Here is a 15193-nt window from a genome sequence, read left to right as displayed (position 1 = left end):
AAAAGCCTTGATCTTGTAATCACTGATCAGCGGCCGCATTTCCTCGGGGAGCTTTTGCAGATTGATGTTCCCCAGCAAATTCCGGCTGTAGTTCCAAGCTTCTTTCCCGTAGTATACCACCAGCGTGAGCACGGGATAGAGCTTTTTGCTCTTGGTGAGCTGGTAGCGGTAGGCCGCGGCATCGTAGTTCATCACCCGCGCCGGCATGTGCTTGTCTGGTCGGGTCTGGTTCTCGATTCCAACCAGCGAGATGACGATTTTCTTCTTGCCGATCGTCAGCAGCTTGGCCACGTCCCGGTCCTGGCCGTGAACCTCCCCGTTGGCCTTGTAGTAGCTGGTCGTGTTGGTGTCTGCCAGCATGTCCGGCTTGATAATCTGTTTTCCATTGAAGATGAAGCCGTTCAATACGTCAGCAAAAATTTCGTTCTTGTCCAGCAGGACTTTCTGGACGACGTCCTTGCTGCCGCGGACGGTTGCTGCTATTTTGGTCATTTTTCCTCCGTTTCTAGAAGAGAATTTTCTCTCCAATAACTAGTACAAGAAAAAATGGCCAATTTTTTTGTTTCAGCCAAAAATTTGAATTAGCTGATTTCCTCCTGCAGCTCGGCCGCCTGGAAGGCAGCAATCAAGTCTTCCAGAGCTGGGGACAGGTCAGCGCCGTGCCGGGTGCCGATAAAGTAGGTGAGCCTGATCTGCCGGGGATCGAGCGGGTAGAGGTTGATCGGCAGATGTTCCAGGCGCTTCAAGATGCTGGCTGAGGAAACCGTGAAGCCGATGCCGTTGACCGCCAGGTTGGTGGCCGTGATGACGCTGTTGGAGGTCATCCGGACATTCGGGCGCACGCGGAAATAGTGAAACAGCCCGTTGACTTGGTGGCGGATGGCCGATTCGCCGTTGCTCAAGACAAAAGGCTGCTGGAGCAGCTCCTTGGGATCGTAATCCGCAGGATCGAGAATGAAGCGGTCTTTGAGATAATACTTGGAATTTTGCGGGATCACGATATAGTAGACCTCCCCGCCGTTGACATAGGTATCGATTCCCCGCGCCACAGTTTCCGGCGTCTGCCCCATATAGCAGTCAACGTCTCCGCCCAGCAGGCGTTCTTCACTGGTGTGAGGGAAGCCCTCAGAAATTTGGATTTTGACCTGGGGGTGTTTTTCCAGGAAGGCTGGCAGGATTTTTGGCAAAAGGAAGGTGCCCAGGCTTTCCAAAACGGCGATCCGGATGATTTCCTCCTGGTGGTTGGTGAAACGCTCCAGGGCATTGCTGAGCTGGTGGCGCTGGGCGGAAATGTTTTCCAGGTAGTGGTAGTAGAGCTGGCCGGATTCTGTCAGGGAGAAGGGAACCTTTTCGCGATTGATGATGGTGGTGCCCAGCTTCTTTTCCACCCGCTTGATCAGCTGGGTCAGGTAGGGCTGGGAAATATAGAGGCTTTCAGCGGCACGGGTGAAGTTGCTCTCCTTGAGCAGAACTTCCAGGTAATTGAGCATGATGTCGGGATCGTTCATGAGTTGTCCTTTCTGCGGGAAAAAATTATCTGCTTTTACAATAACATAAATGTTATCGATTGATAATATTAATAATCTTTCATTTTTCGCTGGGAAAATACTAGAATGAAATTGTCAAAAAGAAAGCGATATCATTCAGAGAAATGACAAGTTCAAGGAGAAAAATCATGTCAATGAAATCAGGTACGTACAAGGTCAAGGCCAAGGGCCACGGTTCATCATTCATGCCGATGGAAGTCACCATCAAGGATGACAAGGTGGAAAACATTACCGTCGACGCAGCCGGTGAAACCAGCGGGATTGCCGATGAAGTCTTCAAGCGGCTTCCAAAGGCCATTGTTGAAGGGCAGACGCTGAACGTTGACGCTGTTTCCGGCGCTTCAATCTCCTCCAAAGGGGTGATCGACGGGGTTGCCGAAGCGATCACTGAAGCCGGCGGGGATGCTGAAGAATGGAAGAAGCGCGACAAGCCAGCTTCTTCAGCAGCCAAGGATGAAGAATACGACACTGACGTGGTCGTTATCGGTGCCGGTGGTGCCGGCCTGGCCGCTGCTACCTGGTCAATCCAACACGATAAGAAAGTTGTTATTTTGGAGAAGTTCCCGCAGCTTGGCGGCAACACTGCCCGGGCCGGCGGTCCAATGAACGCGGCTGAACCTGAATGGCAAAAGGGCTTCAAGGCTCTGCCTGGTGAAAAGGAAACCTTGAAGGAACTGGCTGAAACGCCAACCAGCGAAATCGATCCGGAATACGTGGAAGACTTCGAAAAGCTGCGCGACCAAATCAAGGACTACCTGGAATCAGGCGAAGACTACCTCTTTGACTCAACCCTGCTGCACGAAATTCAAACCTACCTCGGCGGCAAGCGGGTGGACCTCAAGGGCAACGAAATCCACGGCAAGTACGAACTGGTAACTACCCTGGTCAACAACGTTTTGGACTCAGTCAAGTGGCTGACTGACCTGGGCGTGAAGTTTGACCGCAGCGACGTGACCATGCCGGTTGGAGCTTTGTGGCGCAGAGGCCACAAGCCGGTTGAACCAATGGGCTTTGCCTTCATCCACGTTTTGGGCGACTGGGTCAAGGCACATGGCGCCACGGTTTTGACTGAAACCAGAGCCAAGCACCTGATCATTGAAGGCGGCAAGGTTACTGGCGTGATTGCCGAAAAGACTGACGGCTCCAAGGTGACCGTTCATGCCAAGAGCGTGATTTTGACGGCCGGCGGTTTCGGTGCCAACACCAAGATGGTGCAAAAGTACAACACTTACTGGAGCGAAATCGCTGATGACATTGCTACTACCAACTCACCAGCCATCACCGGTGACGGGATTGCCCTGGGTGAAGAAGCCGGTGCTGCATTGACTGGGATGGGCTTCATTCAATTGATGCCAGTTTCTGACCCGGTAACTGGGGAACTTTTCACTGGCTTGCAGACTCCGCCTGAAAACTTCATCATGGTCAACCAGCAAGGCAAGCGTTTCGTCAACGAATTTGCGGAACGTGACACTTTGGCCAAGGCAGCGATCGACAACGGCGGCCTCTTCTACCTGATCGCCGACGACAAGATCAAGGAAACTGCCTACAACACCACTCAAGAATCAATCGACGCGCAAGTTGAAGCCGGTACTTTGTTCAGAGCCGACACTTTGGAAGAACTGGCTGAAAAGGTGGGGATGGACCCAGCAGTTTTGACTGACACCATCAAGAAGTACAACTCTTACGTTGATGCCGGCCATGACCCTGAATTCGGCAAGAGCGCCTTCCACTTGAAGTGCGAAGTTGCACCATTCTACGCAACTCCGCGCAAGCCGGCCATCCACCACACTATGGGCGGTCTGGTAATCGACACCAAGGCGCACGTTTTGGACGAAGAGGGCCACGTCATCCCAGGTCTGTACTCAGCTGGTGAAAACGCGGGCGGCCTGCACGCCGGCAACCGTCTGGGCGGCAACTCCCTGGCTGACATCTTTACCTTCGGCCGGATCGCTGCCGACACGGCCAACGAAGAAGCTCCAGCGGCTGATGCAGTCAGCGGGGCATCCCAGCACTAATAAACGAGTAAAATGAGTCAGAAGGCAATCAAAGCTGGCTCAGTAAAAAAATACCTTTGCTTAAAAATAACTAAGAGGGAGTAAATACCATGTTTTACAAAAGCCACTTTGGTACTATTCTGACGACGGTACTGTCCATGTTCATGGGCTTGGTGATGGCCATCTTTATCATTTTCTTGAACCATCTGCCGTTTACCTGGGTCAACCTGTTTGAACTGACCGCGGAAATCAACTTGATCGTCTTTTTCTTCAGCTTGTTCATCCCTTACAACGCGTGGGGAAACTGGTTTGCCGGCCTGTTTCACTTGAAGGAAGGCACGGTTGCCTTCAAGCTGGTGCAAGGCATCATTCCGTCAGTTGTGCTGAACTCAGCCAACACCTTCATTTGTACGGCAGCAAGCATCTTCTACAATGAATCCATCCCTAAGGCAGCGCGGATGACCGCCTACCTTAACGGCTGCAAAGAAGCCTGGGTTCCTTGCTTCATCGTTTCCTACATTGCCTCCTTCGCGGCAGTTTGGCTGGGGAGCAAGGTTGCGGAAAAATACGTTAAATAGCTGACAAGCAGAAAGATCATGAAACAAGGTATTCATGATCTTTTTTGCTGCCGGGGCGCTTTTGCCAAATCAGCCTGCTGAAAGCGGTATAATTTTTATATAAGCCAGCGGGCAAAGAACAACATTACCAACTTGGAAAGCTAAAGAAGAGGAGAGTTGCAAAAATGAGCGAAAAAGACGTAACGATCATGCGGGACGGCCTCAAGCTGGCCGCTAAGGTATCAATTCCAGACAGTGAAGAATATGACCTGGCCATCCTGGCTTACGGTTTTGTGGGCATGATGGACCCGAAGGTCAACGATTTGCTGCCAGTGATCGCGGAAAAGCTGCAGGAAAAGGGGCTGGCAACGGTCCGCTTTGACTTCAACGGCCACGGCTTAAGCGAAGGTCCTTTGGACAACATGTCGATCTTCAACGAACTGGAAGACTACGAAGCAGTCATGAAGTACGTTTCGGGCTTGAAGGGCGTCAAGAAGATCTACCTGATCGGCCACTCCCAAGGAGCGGTTCTGTCATCAATGATGGCCGGCTTTTACGCTGACAAGATCTCCAAGCTGGTGCTGATGTCGCCGGCCGCAACCCTGGTTGACGATGCCAGAATCGGCACCTGCATGGGCGAAGAGTATGACCCTAACGCCGTACCGGACAAGCTGGACTTTGGCGACTTCAAGCTCAACGGCTGGTACTTCAGAACCGCCAAGTTCATCAACATTTATGACACCGCGGCTGCCTACCGCGGGCCAGTCCTGGTTCTGCACGGCGAAGACGACAAGATCGTCAACAACTACGCCGGCCGCCACTACCAGGCCATCTATGATGACTGCGAATTCCACTTGATCTCGGGCAGCGACCACGGCTTGCACCAAAACCGCGATGAAGTCTATGACCGCGTTTTGAACTTTTTGACTGATTAATCCTTTGAACAATGTAGGCTGCTGTCAGGCAGCCTATTATTTTTGAAAAAATGGGTGAGAGCAATGAAATTTTTTACTAAAAAAATCGGCGACCGGGGCGCCAAGGCCAGTTACTACATCCAGGAGGCCGATGCGTCAGTTGATGAAAATCGCAAAGCGCCTTTCTTGATCATCGTGCCGGGCGGGGCCTACTGCTACACGGCCTGGCGGGAAAGAGAACCAATCGCCTTTGAGTTCATCAGCAAGGGCTTCTCCTGCGCCATCTTTGACTACGCGACCGAAGGGGCGGAATTCTTTGACGGCAAACACGACTACAGCCGCGACCCGGTCAGCGCCTTTCCAAATACTTTGACCGATCTGGCCCGGCTCGTAGCCGATGTCAAGGCCAACGCCGCGGACTGGCAGCTTGATCCGGAAAGCATCAATGTCATCGGCTTTTCTGCTGGCGGCAACCTGACGGCCCAGCTGGCGGCCTACTGGCAGACCCCATGGCTGGCGGAGTTGACCGGCCTGACGTCTGAACAGATGCGGCCCGATTCAGTTGGCCTTTGCTACCCGGCCCTCAAGATGGTCGACTTGAGCAACCACAACATTGCCATCTTGAACAAGGTCAAGGTCAGCGTCGACCTGGTCAACTACGCGGCGACCGGGGTTGACCAGTCGCCTGAGCGGATTGCCAAGATCAACCTGGAAAACGCGGTAACTGACCAGTTCCCGCGCGCCTTTATCTGGGGGACGACGGAAGATGTGAACTGCCATGTCGGGGATGCCGTGGCTTTTGCCGGGGAACTGGCCGAAAACAAGGTTCCGTTTGAGTTCCACATGTACCAAAAGGGCAGCCACGGGATGGCATTGGCTGACAAGCGGACTGACGGCCGCCCTGACCATTCTTTGAGCAACCGGCAGGCTTCTTCTTGGACCAGCTTGTACTTGGGCTGGCTCAGTGAGAACGGCCTGTACCAGCTGCTGTAAAAAGTATGAAGGAGCAAATACCATGTTTTACAAGAGCCACTTCGGAACCATTTTGACCTCGGTCCTGTCCATGTTCATGGGCTTGGTGATGGCCATCTTCATCATCTTCTTGAACCATCTGCCGTTTACCTGGGTCAACCTGTTTGAACTGACCGCGGAAATCAACTTGATCGTCTTTTTCTTCAGCTTGTTCATTCCCTACAATGCTTGGGGTGACTGGTTTGCCGTCCTGTTTCACTTAAAGGAAGGCACGGTTGCCTTCAAGCTTGTGCAAGGCATCATTCCTTCGGCTGTATTGAACACGCTCAACACCTTTATTTGTACTGGTGCAAGCATTTTTTACAATGAATCCATCCCTAAGGCAGCGCGGATGACCGCCTACCTTAATGGCTGCAAAGAAGCCTGGCTTCCTTGCTTCGTCGTTTCCTACATTGCCTCCTTCGCGGCAGTTTGGCTGGGGAGCAAGGTCGCGGAAAAATACGTTAAATAACCAAAAAGCCATGGAAGGCACGAGGCCTTTTGTGGCTTTTATTCTTTCTGAAAATAAAGAGATTTTTTGTAAAAATATAACATTTATAGTGAAAAAGTACTGGCTGAAAGCGCTATAATAGCTTATAGCAAGAAAAAGTTAGTTAAAGGAGAAAAACACATGGCACATTTTAGCAAGGACTTTTTGTGGGGCGGCGCTACTGCTGCCAACCAAATCGAAGGTGGCTACGACGAAGCTGACAGAGGCCTTTCCATCAGCGACGTGACCACTGAAGGCGGCCTGGACCACCCAAGAATGGTGACCTACATCGACAAGGACGGCAAGCCGGGCGCCTTTGTCTCAATGCCGGGCGCGACCGATTTCCCGGAAGGGTCAAAGCCAGCAGTTTTGCCGGACCACTACTACCCGAACCAAGTCGCTATCGACTTCTATCATCACTACAAGGAAGACATCAAGATGTTTGCTGAAATGGGCTTCAAGGTCTTCAGAATGTCCATCTCTTGGTCAAGAATCTTCCCGACCGGCGAAGAAGAAAAGCCGAGCCAAGCCGGCCTGGACTTCTACCGCAGCGTCTTTGAAGAACTGCACAAGTATGGCATCGAACCGATGGTAACCATCTCTCACTACGATGACCCGCTGCACCTGTCGGTGAAGTACCACGACTGGTCAGACCGCAAGATGGTTGACCTTTACGTTCGCTACGCGACTGCCTTGTTCAAGGAATACAAGGACCTGGTCAAGTACTGGCTGACCTTCAACGAAATCAACTCCAGCCTCTTGATGCTGAACGCCTTCGGCGGCAACGGCACTGACGAACAATACCGCCACGCCTACCAAAAGCTGCACTACCAGTTTGTAGCCAGCGCCCGCGCGGTCAAGATCGGCCACGAAATCAACCCTGACTTCCAAATCGGGAACATGATCTGCGGCATTGTCGACTACCCATACACCCCGGACCCAAAGGACATCCTTTTGAACCGGCACAGCTGGGAACAAGACATCTTCTACTGCTCAGACGTGCAGTGCAAGGGCAAGTACCCGACTTATGCCAAGCGCTTGTGGGCTGAACACGACGTTCACCTGGACATCACCGACCAGGACAAGCAGGACTTGCTGGAAGGCAAGGTTGACATGTACACCTTCTCTTACTACATGTCCAATGTAGTCACTACTCATGACACGGACGACAAGGTCGGCGGCAACTTCGCGGCCGGCGTCCGCAACCCTTACCTGAAGTACTCAGAATGGGGCTGGGCAACCGACCCGACCGGCCTGCAGTATTTCCTGGAAATGATGTATGACCGCTATGAACTGCCAATGATGGTCGTTGAAAACGGCTTGGGCGCCAAGGACAAGATCGAAGACGGCAAGATCCACGACGACTACCGGATCGACTACCTCCGTCAGCACATCGCTGCCATGGACAAGGCTATCGAAAACGGGGTTGACGTCCGGGCCTACACGACCTGGGGCTGCATCGACGAAATTTCCGCCGGGACCGGCCAAATGTCCAAGCGCTACGGCTTCATCTACGTTGACCGCGACGACGAAGGCAAGGGGAGTCTGGACCGGATGAAGAAGGACTCCTTCTACTGGTACAAGAAGGTCATCGAATCCAACGGGGACGACCTGGATTAATTGAAAATAAAAAAAGAGGATGCTTGGCCGGCATCCTCTTTTTGTCAGTTTTTTTATGCTATTCGCCTCTCCAGCCGGCAATGTCCCAGCTGGTGAAGTCGTAGTCCAGTTTCTTGTGATAAACTTCCTCGTACGCTTGGACCTTCAGCTGGTAGTCTTCCTCCATCATGCGGCTGGCATTTTCGCTGACCGGCTTGGTCGGGTCCGGGTAGAGCACGCCCAAAACGTGCAGGACGTAGCGGGTCTGCTGGAAGTGCTCGTTTTTCTTTTCTGCTTTTGGCAGGGTTTGGATCTCCACAAAAGTGGAAATCACCGGCACGTTGCACTTGGCCGCGAAATAGTAGGCCCCGCGCTGCGGCTTGCGGGGCTTGCGGTAGTTCCACCACATTTCCTGCTCCGGGAAGATCAGGACCCAGTGGTCTTGGTTGAAGGCCCGGCTCAAGTGCTGGATGAACTCCCGGCCCAGGTAGTTGGGACTCTGCGTCAGCGGGATCGAGCCCATGTTGTTCATGATGTAGCTGAAAAAGCCCGGCAGCTTCAGATTGGTTTCCTCAATCACGATGTCCATCCGCCGGTGGGCCTTCTGGGCCAGGCAGTTGACGGCCAGGGCATCGATCTGGTTGAAGTGGTTGGCGGTCACGATGGCCCCGCCCCGCGGCAGCTCGTGCAGCTTCTCCAGGCCGGTCACCTTGGTTGAGCCTACCAGGGCCTTGGTCAACACCTGCAGGAGCTCCCGGCCCAGGACGCCGTCGACCTTGGTCTTGAACCGGTCCTGCTTTTGCCAGAAGGCTTCCACCAGAGCCAGCTTCTCCTCGCTGGTCATCATCGGGTCGCCGATTTCGGTCTTGGCGGTAAAATCGCGGTCGTTCGCGGCCCGGGCGATATTGTGGATCACGTCCAGGCGCTTGTCACCAATAATCATGTCTTTCTCCTTAGCTCTTATAGAGTAACTTTAACTTCCTGTTTCACGTGGAACCAGTTTTGCGGATCCTGTGAAATCTGGCCGACCAGGTCGACCATGCCCTGCATCTTGGCCAGTTCCGCCTGCCGGTCCTGCTCGCTGAAATCAGCCAGCTCCTGCTTGAGTTCCTGGTAAAAAGGCGTTTCCTTGGCTGCTTGCCAGAAGTAGCTTTCATACTTCACGCCCGCGAAGTGCCAAGGCTTGTAGAAGAGGTTGTAGTGAACCAGGGCAGGGTCAGCCATTTCCGGATCGAAATCATTCGGCATGGCATCCCAGCGCGGGTCCAGCAGCTTGATGCGGCCAGCGCAGATTTCGTTTAAGTAGTCCTGGTCAGGGGCGATCGAGTTGAACTGGTAGGTCGTCAGCAGCCGCAAAAACTTGTCCACGAAGCCTTCCTCCCGCATGGCCCGGCAGTTCATGAGCAGGACCCCGGAGTTGACGTAGCCGGCCGGGTCCAAGCCCAGGCAGTCCCTGATGTAGGTCTGCAGGGGTTCGATATAGTGGACCGACTGGTCATGGCAGGCGGCAACCAAATTGCTGCCCAGTTCTGTCTGGTAAAGGCCGGCAATGTCCGCGTTGACGACCGTGTCAGCGTCTAAGTAGACGGCCTTGTCGTATTCCGGGAAAAGTTCCGGGATGAACAGGCGGTAGAAAATCGACAAGGTAAAGAAGTCAGCCCGCAGGTAGTTGCCCCGGCGGTTTTGAATCGGCGCCAGCAGCTCTTCATCCAGCTGGCGGAAGCTGACCCGCAGCTTGCCTTTGCCGCAGGCGGTCAAGGCATCTTGGTGCTCCGGGCTGAGGCCCTGGTGCAGGATGATGACCGTGTAGTCCTTTTCCGGGTCGGCGTTTTCAGCCAGGGAGCTCAGGGACACGGCCAGGTAGGGGGTGAAGTCGTCGCTGATGGTGTAAAAAATTGGAATCGTCATGCTTTTTCCTCTGAAGTAGTTTCCGGCCCGCTGCTACAGCTGGTCCTTCAGCTGCAGGTATTCATTGAGCAGGTCGTCGTATTCGTGCAGCTGCAGCACGCTGTGCACCCGTTTCACGTCCCACGGCTTGACGGTCTGCGTTCTGAAGTAAGGGAAGAAACGGAAGCTGGTGGTAAAGTGCTGGATGACCGTGTCGCTCTGCAGGCTGTATTGTTCATTGTACTTGCGCGGAGCGATCCGCTTCTCCTTGGCCAGCTTGTTGATGGCCGTCTGGTCCGGCAGGAACATCTTCTTGACCTGCATCAAATGCCGCACCCGCTTGAACAGGCCGGTTTGCTTGATTTCCGGCATGTTCAGCAGGAGAACCCCGGAATTGAGGTAGTCGAAGACCTTCTTTTGATTGTGGAAAAAGAAGCGGCCGAAGTAGTCCAGGACCCCGACCAATTCTACTCCGGTCAGGTCCTGGGTGTAGAACTGGTCGACTGGCCGGCGGATGATCACGTCGTCGTCCAGGTAAAGGATCCGGTCGGGGATCTGCGGCAGCTCGTCGGCAAACAGCCGCAGCATGGCATAAGGGGTGAAACGGGTCCCCATGTTGGCCGTCGGCGGCTCCTTGATGAAATTGGCGGTGCAGTCGATCAATTCCAGGCTGCTCTTGGGATTGTCGGCAACGACAAGCGAGCGGATGAAGTCAGCCGCGTGCTGGCTGAAGGGGTTGAAAGACCGGCTCTTGCTGTGGGCTTTCATGGTCAGGATGTAGATGTGGACCTCCTCGCCGCGCTCCGCTTTCAATAGTGACAAGACGGCAATCAGCACGCCTTTTTCAGCATTGTGGTCGCCGCAAAAAAGAAAGTTCATGATTTCTGCCTCCTTTTTCAGTAATAATCTCAGTTCTTACTGCTAATTTTAACATAAGAGCAGAACTCGTAGTCGCTCAGCTTGGCCCGTTCGGTCATGCACTGGTAAAGTTCAGCGTGCAGCTTCTCCTGGGCGGCTTTCTTGCCCAGGGTCTGGTCCGGGTAAAAAGGACCATCGACGTAAATCGTAATTTTGGGCCGCCGGCGCCAGCGGCAGCGCTGGTAGGTGGTCGTCATGGCAAAGCAGGGCGCCTTGAGGCTGACCGGGAAGTTCAGGCTGGTGGCTGGAAAGGGCCGGATCTTGGTGTAATAGGGCCACAGGTGGGCTTCTGGATAAATGACGATCGTGGCCTGCTTTTGTTCATAAGCGTATTTGACGTCCTTGAGCAGGCTGATGGACTGCTTGAGGTCCTGGCCGACCGGCAGGCCGGCCACGGGAATCACGTATTTTCCCAGAAAAGGGATCCCCCAGTTGGCCTGGGCCGCCAGCGCATAGTAGCGGTAGGGATTGACAATGGTCATCGGGTCGAAGGGGTCGCCCAGCATCTGGGTGTGGTTGCCATAAACGAAACAGCCCCGCTTTCTGAAAGGACGCAGCTTTTCCTTGCCCCGGACTTTGACCAGGAGAAACAGCCGCGAGTAAGGCCAGGCAAAGGCCAGCGCCAGGGTGCGGACCAGGAAGTTCCAGACCTTCCAGCCGGCCCCCTTCCTGAAGACCTGGTAGCCGTCGGGCAGGCGGAAGTCCTGCTGGGCCGCGGTGACGAGATCGTCGCTTTCGCTGCGGTAGTAGTAAGTCTTTTTGCTCATAAAAAGTCCCCGTATGCTGTAAAATAAAAAAAGCACTGCGAGCGCAGTGCTTAAGGATGGGTCGTCAGGGGATCGAACCCTGGACACCCGGATTAAGAGTCCGGTGCTCTGCCAGCTGAGCTAACGACCCGTATCAACCAACACTACTATTATGCCATAAATTTCAGCAAAAGCAATCTTCTTTTTTACATTAATTGTAATTTTTTTAATTTTAGGAACAAATCAAGTATAATAGTCAGAGTGAAGGAGGTCTATAATGCCTAAAAAAATTCTCGTCGTTGACGACGAAAAACCGATTTCCGATATCATCAAGTTCAACTTGACCAAAGAGGGGTTTGACGTGGAAACAGCCTATGACGGCGAGGAAGCTGTCGAAAAGGTTGAGGAATACAACCCTGACTTAATGATTTTAGACTTAATGCTTCCAAAGAAAGACGGCTTGGAGGTTGCCCGGGAAGTCCGGCAAACGCACGACATGCCGATCATCATGGTTACCGCCAAGGGCGGCGAAATCGACAAGGTGCTGGGCCTGGAAATGGGGGCCGACGACTACGTCACCAAGCCTTTCTCCAACCGCGAGCTGGTGGCCCGGGTCAAGGCCAACCTGCGCCGGCGGGACATCGTCAAGAAGGCTGTGGAAGTCAATCAGCAAAAAGAAAAGGAACAAGAAAACAACGACATTCAAATCGGCAACCTGCTGATCAAGCCGGATGCCTACTTGGTTGAAAAGAACGGTGAGAAGATCGAACTGACCCACCGGGAATTTGAGCTGCTCTACTACATGGCCCAGCACATGGACCAGGTGATGACCAGAGAGCACCTGCTGCAGACCGTCTGGGGCTATGACTACTTCGGCGACGTGCGGACCGTCGACGTGACGGTGCACCGTCTGCGCGAAAAGATCGAAGACAATCCGGTGCGGCCGAAGATTTTGGTAACGCGGCGGGGCGTCGGCTACTTTGTCAAGCAGCAAACAGAAGAATAGTTTAGGAGCCACTTATTTGAGGTGGCTTTCTTTATGTGGATGGATTTAATGGAAAAAGAGAAGAAAGCAAAAAGAGCAAAGAAACGTCCCGGCAAGCCCGGCTTGATGCGGCGCCTGGTCAGCTCGATCCAGACCAAGATCGCGCTCATCTTCATGCTGCTCCTGCTGGCCACGATCGAAATCATCGGGGCCTACTTTACCAGGCAGATGGAGCAGACCAGCATCGACAACTTCCAGACGACGATACAGCTGCAGACCATCGTCACCGACCAGCTGACGAACCAGCTGGTCAAAAACGGCAAGAGCGCCGACCGGAAGATGAACCAGATCATTACCGACTACAGCAACGACGCGATTTCGGAAATTCAGGTCGTTGACAGCAAAAACGTGATCCGGGCCGTGTCGAACTTGAACGACAAGAACCGGGTGGGCCAGCTGTCCAACAACGGCGACATCCGGGAAGTGATCAACACCGGCCAGCAGAAGACCCTGGTCACCAGCACCCAGAAGGGCAGCTTCATGGTCCAGATCGTGCCTCTGACCAGCGGGACCAACATCGTCGGGGCGGTCTACGTGAAGGCCAGCATGGCTGACGTCTTCAACAACCTGCGCAACGTGTCGATGATGTTCCTGACGGCCTCGCTTTTGGCCGTAGTCGTGGCGGCGATTGCCTCCATGTTTATTTCCCGGGCAATTACCCGGCCGATCGAGGAGCTGCGCCAGCAGGCCATCCAGGTGGCTGACGGCGACTACTCAACCCAGGTCAAGATCTATTCAAACGACGAACTGGGTCAGCTGGGGGCGGCCTTCAACACCCTGTCGGCCAAGATCGAGCGGTCAAACGAACAGTCCGAGTCTGAGCGCCGGCGGCTGGACAGCGTCCTGTCGCACATGACCGACGGCGTTATCGCGACTGACCGGCACGGCAACGTGTCGATCATGAACCAGATGGCGCAGGACTTTTTGAACATCAAGGCTGATGACGCCATCAACCGGCCGATTTCCCAGGTCCTGGGCCTGGGTGAGGAATACACCTCCCAGGACTTGATCTCCAACCAAAGCGACATGCAGGTCACGGTCAACGCCGGCACTGACGACGAAATGATTCTGCATGCCAGCTTCACTTTGATCAAGCGGGTGACCGGCTTCGTCTCCGGGGCGGTCTGCGTTTTGCACGACGTCACCGAGCAGATCAAGAACGAAGACGAGCAGCGGCAGTTCGTCTCCAACGTCTCCCACGAGCTGCGGACGCCTTTGACCAGCGTGCGGGCCTACATCGAGGCGCTGAACGAAGGGGCCTGGAAGGACCCGGAAATCGCGCCGCAGTTCTTGGAAGTCACGCAGAAAGAAACTGAGCGGATGATCCGCATGGTCAACGACCTGCTCGTTTTGTCGCGGATGGACCGGGGGGCGACCAAGCTGGAGCCCGAATGGGTCAACTTTACCGACTTCGTCGGCCACCTGCTCAACCGCTTCGACATGATCGTCGAGCACGACCAGGGCGAGGCCCAGAGCGACACCAAGGAATACGCGATCAAGCGGGACCTGGGCAACCAGGCCCTGTGGGTGGAAATCGACACCGACCAGATGATGCGGGTGATCGACAACATCATGAACAATGCCATCAAGTATTCCCCAGACGGCGGGACGATCACCGTCCGCCTGACCCAGAACCAGATCCTGCTCAGCATCAGCGACCAGGGTCTGGGCATCCCGCGCAAGGACCTGGGCAAGATCTTCGACCGCTTCTACCGGGCAGACAAGGCCCGGTCGCGGGCTCAAGGCGGGACCGGCCTGGGTCTGGCGATTGCCAAGGAAATCGTGACCGCCCATGGCGGCAGAATCTGGGCCGACAGCCGGGAAGGCCACGGGTCGACCTTCTACATTTCCCTGCCGTATGAACCTATGGATGAGGAGGACGAATGGGATGAAGTTTAAATTCAAGTTCAAATTCAATGACTTTCTGCTTCATCTGGCGACTTTGACCGTGATTCTGATTTCGATCGGCCTGTGGGTGACGGTGATGACCAGTGACCAGCGCTTCAACCGGATCAGCAACGAGGCATCCTCGCAGAGTTCAACCGCCGTGTCGACGCATTACCGCAACGTCCAGTCCTTTTACGCGCCCGGACAGGTGTACATTTTTAAAAACGGGGTCCGCTACCAGGTGCACGACGCCAAGCGCAACCTGCCTTTGAAGTTCGTCCAGTACGTGGAAAAGGCCAAGCTGGGCGCCATTGAGCGGCGGTCGACCTCTTCCAGCGACTACCGCAAGCTTCTGAATGACCAGAACTATATCATGTTTGCCTACCCGGACCAGCTGAACTTCACGGTTTTGCTGGGCAAAAAGCGGGCCAACTCCAGCCGGCAGTTCAACCGGGTCTTCGTGCCCGTCAAGAGCTCGGGCCGCTACCTTTACTTCGGCAACGACAGCGGCAGCCGGGTCTACCGCATGAAGATCAAGAGCGGCTCCTTCAAGAAGCTGGCGGGCTACGTGGCCAGCGCCCAGGAAAAGCAGGAGGTC

14 protein-coding genes, 1 tRNA gene and 1 pseudogene are annotated in these 15193 nt (G+C 54.3%); 9 read left to right on the top strand and 7 right to left on the bottom strand.

The window, feature by feature from the left end:
- Nucleotides 1-492: Rpn family recombination-promoting nuclease/putative transposase (locus tag lacNas_RS12505; RefSeq protein WP_201346912.1), on the bottom strand; the 492-nt coding region annotated here is incomplete at its 3' end.
- A gap of 89 nt (nt 493-581) precedes the next feature.
- Nucleotides 582-1508: a LysR family transcriptional regulator gene (locus tag lacNas_RS12500; RefSeq protein WP_201330159.1), complete on the bottom strand. Its 927-nt coding sequence runs from the start codon at nt 1506-1508 to the stop codon at nt 582-584.
- 173 nt (nt 1509-1681) lie between these two features.
- Here lacNas_RS12500 and lacNas_RS12495 point away from each other — a divergent pair, with 173 nt between their 5' ends.
- From lacNas_RS12495 to lacNas_RS12470, 6 genes are all read left to right on the top strand, one after another.
- Entirely contained in the window at nt 1682-3562 is a 1881-nt protein-coding gene (locus lacNas_RS12495) for a flavocytochrome c (protein ID WP_201335861.1), read from the top strand.
- Between the two features lie 89 nt (nt 3563-3651).
- Nucleotides 3652-4119, top strand: a complete 468-nt coding sequence (locus lacNas_RS12490) for a hypothetical protein (RefSeq protein WP_201331184.1) — start codon at nt 3652-3654, stop codon at nt 4117-4119.
- Between the two features lie 164 nt (nt 4120-4283).
- The gene (locus lacNas_RS12485; RefSeq protein WP_201331183.1) at nt 4284-5033 is read left to right on the top strand and encodes an alpha/beta hydrolase; all 750 of its coding nucleotides are present in this window, start codon (nt 4284-4286) and stop codon (nt 5031-5033) included.
- Between the two features lie 63 nt (nt 5034-5096).
- Complete coding sequence (locus lacNas_RS12480; protein WP_201331182.1) at nt 5097-6005, top strand: alpha/beta hydrolase; 909 nt, start codon at nt 5097-5099, stop codon at nt 6003-6005.
- Between the two features lie 22 nt (nt 6006-6027).
- The gene (locus lacNas_RS12475) at nt 6028-6495 is read left to right on the top strand and encodes a hypothetical protein (RefSeq protein WP_201331181.1); all 468 of its coding nucleotides are present in this window, start codon (nt 6028-6030) and stop codon (nt 6493-6495) included.
- A 159-nt stretch (nt 6496-6654) separates the two neighbouring features.
- Entirely contained in the window at nt 6655-8133 is a 1479-nt protein-coding gene (locus lacNas_RS12470) for a glycoside hydrolase family 1 protein (RefSeq protein ID WP_201331180.1), read from the top strand.
- Nucleotides 8134-8191: 58 nt separating this feature from the next.
- Here the strand turns inward: lacNas_RS12470 and lacNas_RS12465 are convergent, their stop codons facing one another.
- The 5 genes from lacNas_RS12465 to lacNas_RS12445 all read right to left on the bottom strand — a co-directional run bounded on the left by lacNas_RS12465 (nt 8192) and on the right by lacNas_RS12445 (nt 11814).
- Nucleotides 8192-9055: a 1-acyl-sn-glycerol-3-phosphate acyltransferase gene (locus tag lacNas_RS12465; protein WP_201331179.1), complete on the bottom strand. Its 864-nt coding sequence runs from the start codon at nt 9053-9055 to the stop codon at nt 8192-8194.
- Between the two features lie 17 nt (nt 9056-9072).
- Nucleotides 9073-10020, bottom strand: a complete 948-nt coding sequence (locus lacNas_RS12460; protein WP_201331178.1) for a glycosyltransferase family 8 protein — start codon at nt 10018-10020, stop codon at nt 9073-9075.
- Between the two features lie 33 nt (nt 10021-10053).
- Complete coding sequence (locus tag lacNas_RS12455; protein WP_201331177.1) at nt 10054-10878, bottom strand: glycosyltransferase; 825 nt, start codon at nt 10876-10878, stop codon at nt 10054-10056.
- Nucleotides 10879-10907: 29 nt separating this feature from the next.
- Entirely contained in the window at nt 10908-11684 is a 777-nt protein-coding gene (locus lacNas_RS12450) for a lysophospholipid acyltransferase family protein (RefSeq protein WP_201331176.1), read from the bottom strand.
- A 57-nt stretch (nt 11685-11741) separates the two neighbouring features.
- Nucleotides 11742-11814 (bottom strand) — tRNA-Lys (locus tag lacNas_RS12445).
- Nucleotides 11815-11940: 126 nt separating this feature from the next.
- Between lacNas_RS12445 and yycF the strand changes: the two genes are divergently transcribed.
- The 3 genes and pseudogenes from yycF to lacNas_RS12430 all read left to right on the top strand — a co-directional run.
- Nucleotides 11941-12669, top strand: a complete 729-nt coding sequence (gene yycF / locus lacNas_RS12440; RefSeq protein ID WP_201331175.1) for a response regulator YycF — start codon at nt 11941-11943, stop codon at nt 12667-12669.
- A 48-nt stretch (nt 12670-12717) separates the two neighbouring features.
- The gene (walK, locus tag lacNas_RS12435; RefSeq protein ID WP_201346913.1) at nt 12718-14607 is read left to right on the top strand and encodes a cell wall metabolism sensor histidine kinase WalK; all 1890 of its coding nucleotides are present in this window, start codon (nt 12718-12720) and stop codon (nt 14605-14607) included.
- Nucleotides 14597-15193, top strand: a pseudogene (locus lacNas_RS12430) (hypothetical protein); the annotation flags it as partial. The gene walK and the pseudogene lacNas_RS12430, both read left to right, overlap by 11 nt.

Source organism: Lactobacillus nasalidis (assembly GCF_016587775.1).
Classification (GTDB): domain Bacteria; phylum Bacillota; class Bacilli; order Lactobacillales; family Lactobacillaceae; genus Lactobacillus; species Lactobacillus nasalidis.
This window is presented reverse-complemented; position numbering and strand designations above follow the sequence as displayed.

Coding starts and splice junctions, on each gene's coding strand:
- lacNas_RS12500 (WP_201330159.1), bottom strand. CDS start 1,508: ATGAACGATCCCGACATCATGCTCAATTACCTGGAAGTTCTGCTCAAG.
- lacNas_RS12495 (WP_201335861.1), top strand. CDS start 1,682: ATGAAATCAGGTACGTACAAGGTCAAGGCCAAGGGCCACGGTTCATCA.
- lacNas_RS12490 (WP_201331184.1), top strand. CDS start 3,652: ATGTTTTACAAAAGCCACTTTGGTACTATTCTGACGACGGTACTGTCC.
- lacNas_RS12485 (WP_201331183.1), top strand. CDS start 4,284: ATGAGCGAAAAAGACGTAACGATCATGCGGGACGGCCTCAAGCTGGCC.
- lacNas_RS12480 (WP_201331182.1), top strand. CDS start 5,097: ATGAAATTTTTTACTAAAAAAATCGGCGACCGGGGCGCCAAGGCCAGT.
- lacNas_RS12475 (WP_201331181.1), top strand. CDS start 6,028: ATGTTTTACAAGAGCCACTTCGGAACCATTTTGACCTCGGTCCTGTCC.
- lacNas_RS12470 (WP_201331180.1), top strand. CDS start 6,655: ATGGCACATTTTAGCAAGGACTTTTTGTGGGGCGGCGCTACTGCTGCC.
- lacNas_RS12465 (WP_201331179.1), bottom strand. CDS start 9,055: ATGATTATTGGTGACAAGCGCCTGGACGTGATCCACAATATCGCCCGG.
- lacNas_RS12460 (WP_201331178.1), bottom strand. CDS start 10,020: ATGACGATTCCAATTTTTTACACCATCAGCGACGACTTCACCCCCTAC.
- lacNas_RS12455 (WP_201331177.1), bottom strand. CDS start 10,878: ATGAACTTTCTTTTTTGCGGCGACCACAATGCTGAAAAAGGCGTGCTG.
- lacNas_RS12450 (WP_201331176.1), bottom strand. CDS start 11,684: ATGAGCAAAAAGACTTACTACTACCGCAGCGAAAGCGACGATCTCGTC.
- yycF (WP_201331175.1), top strand. CDS start 11,941: ATGCCTAAAAAAATTCTCGTCGTTGACGACGAAAAACCGATTTCCGAT.
- walK (WP_201346913.1), top strand. CDS start 12,718: ATGGAAAAAGAGAAGAAAGCAAAAAGAGCAAAGAAACGTCCCGGCAAG.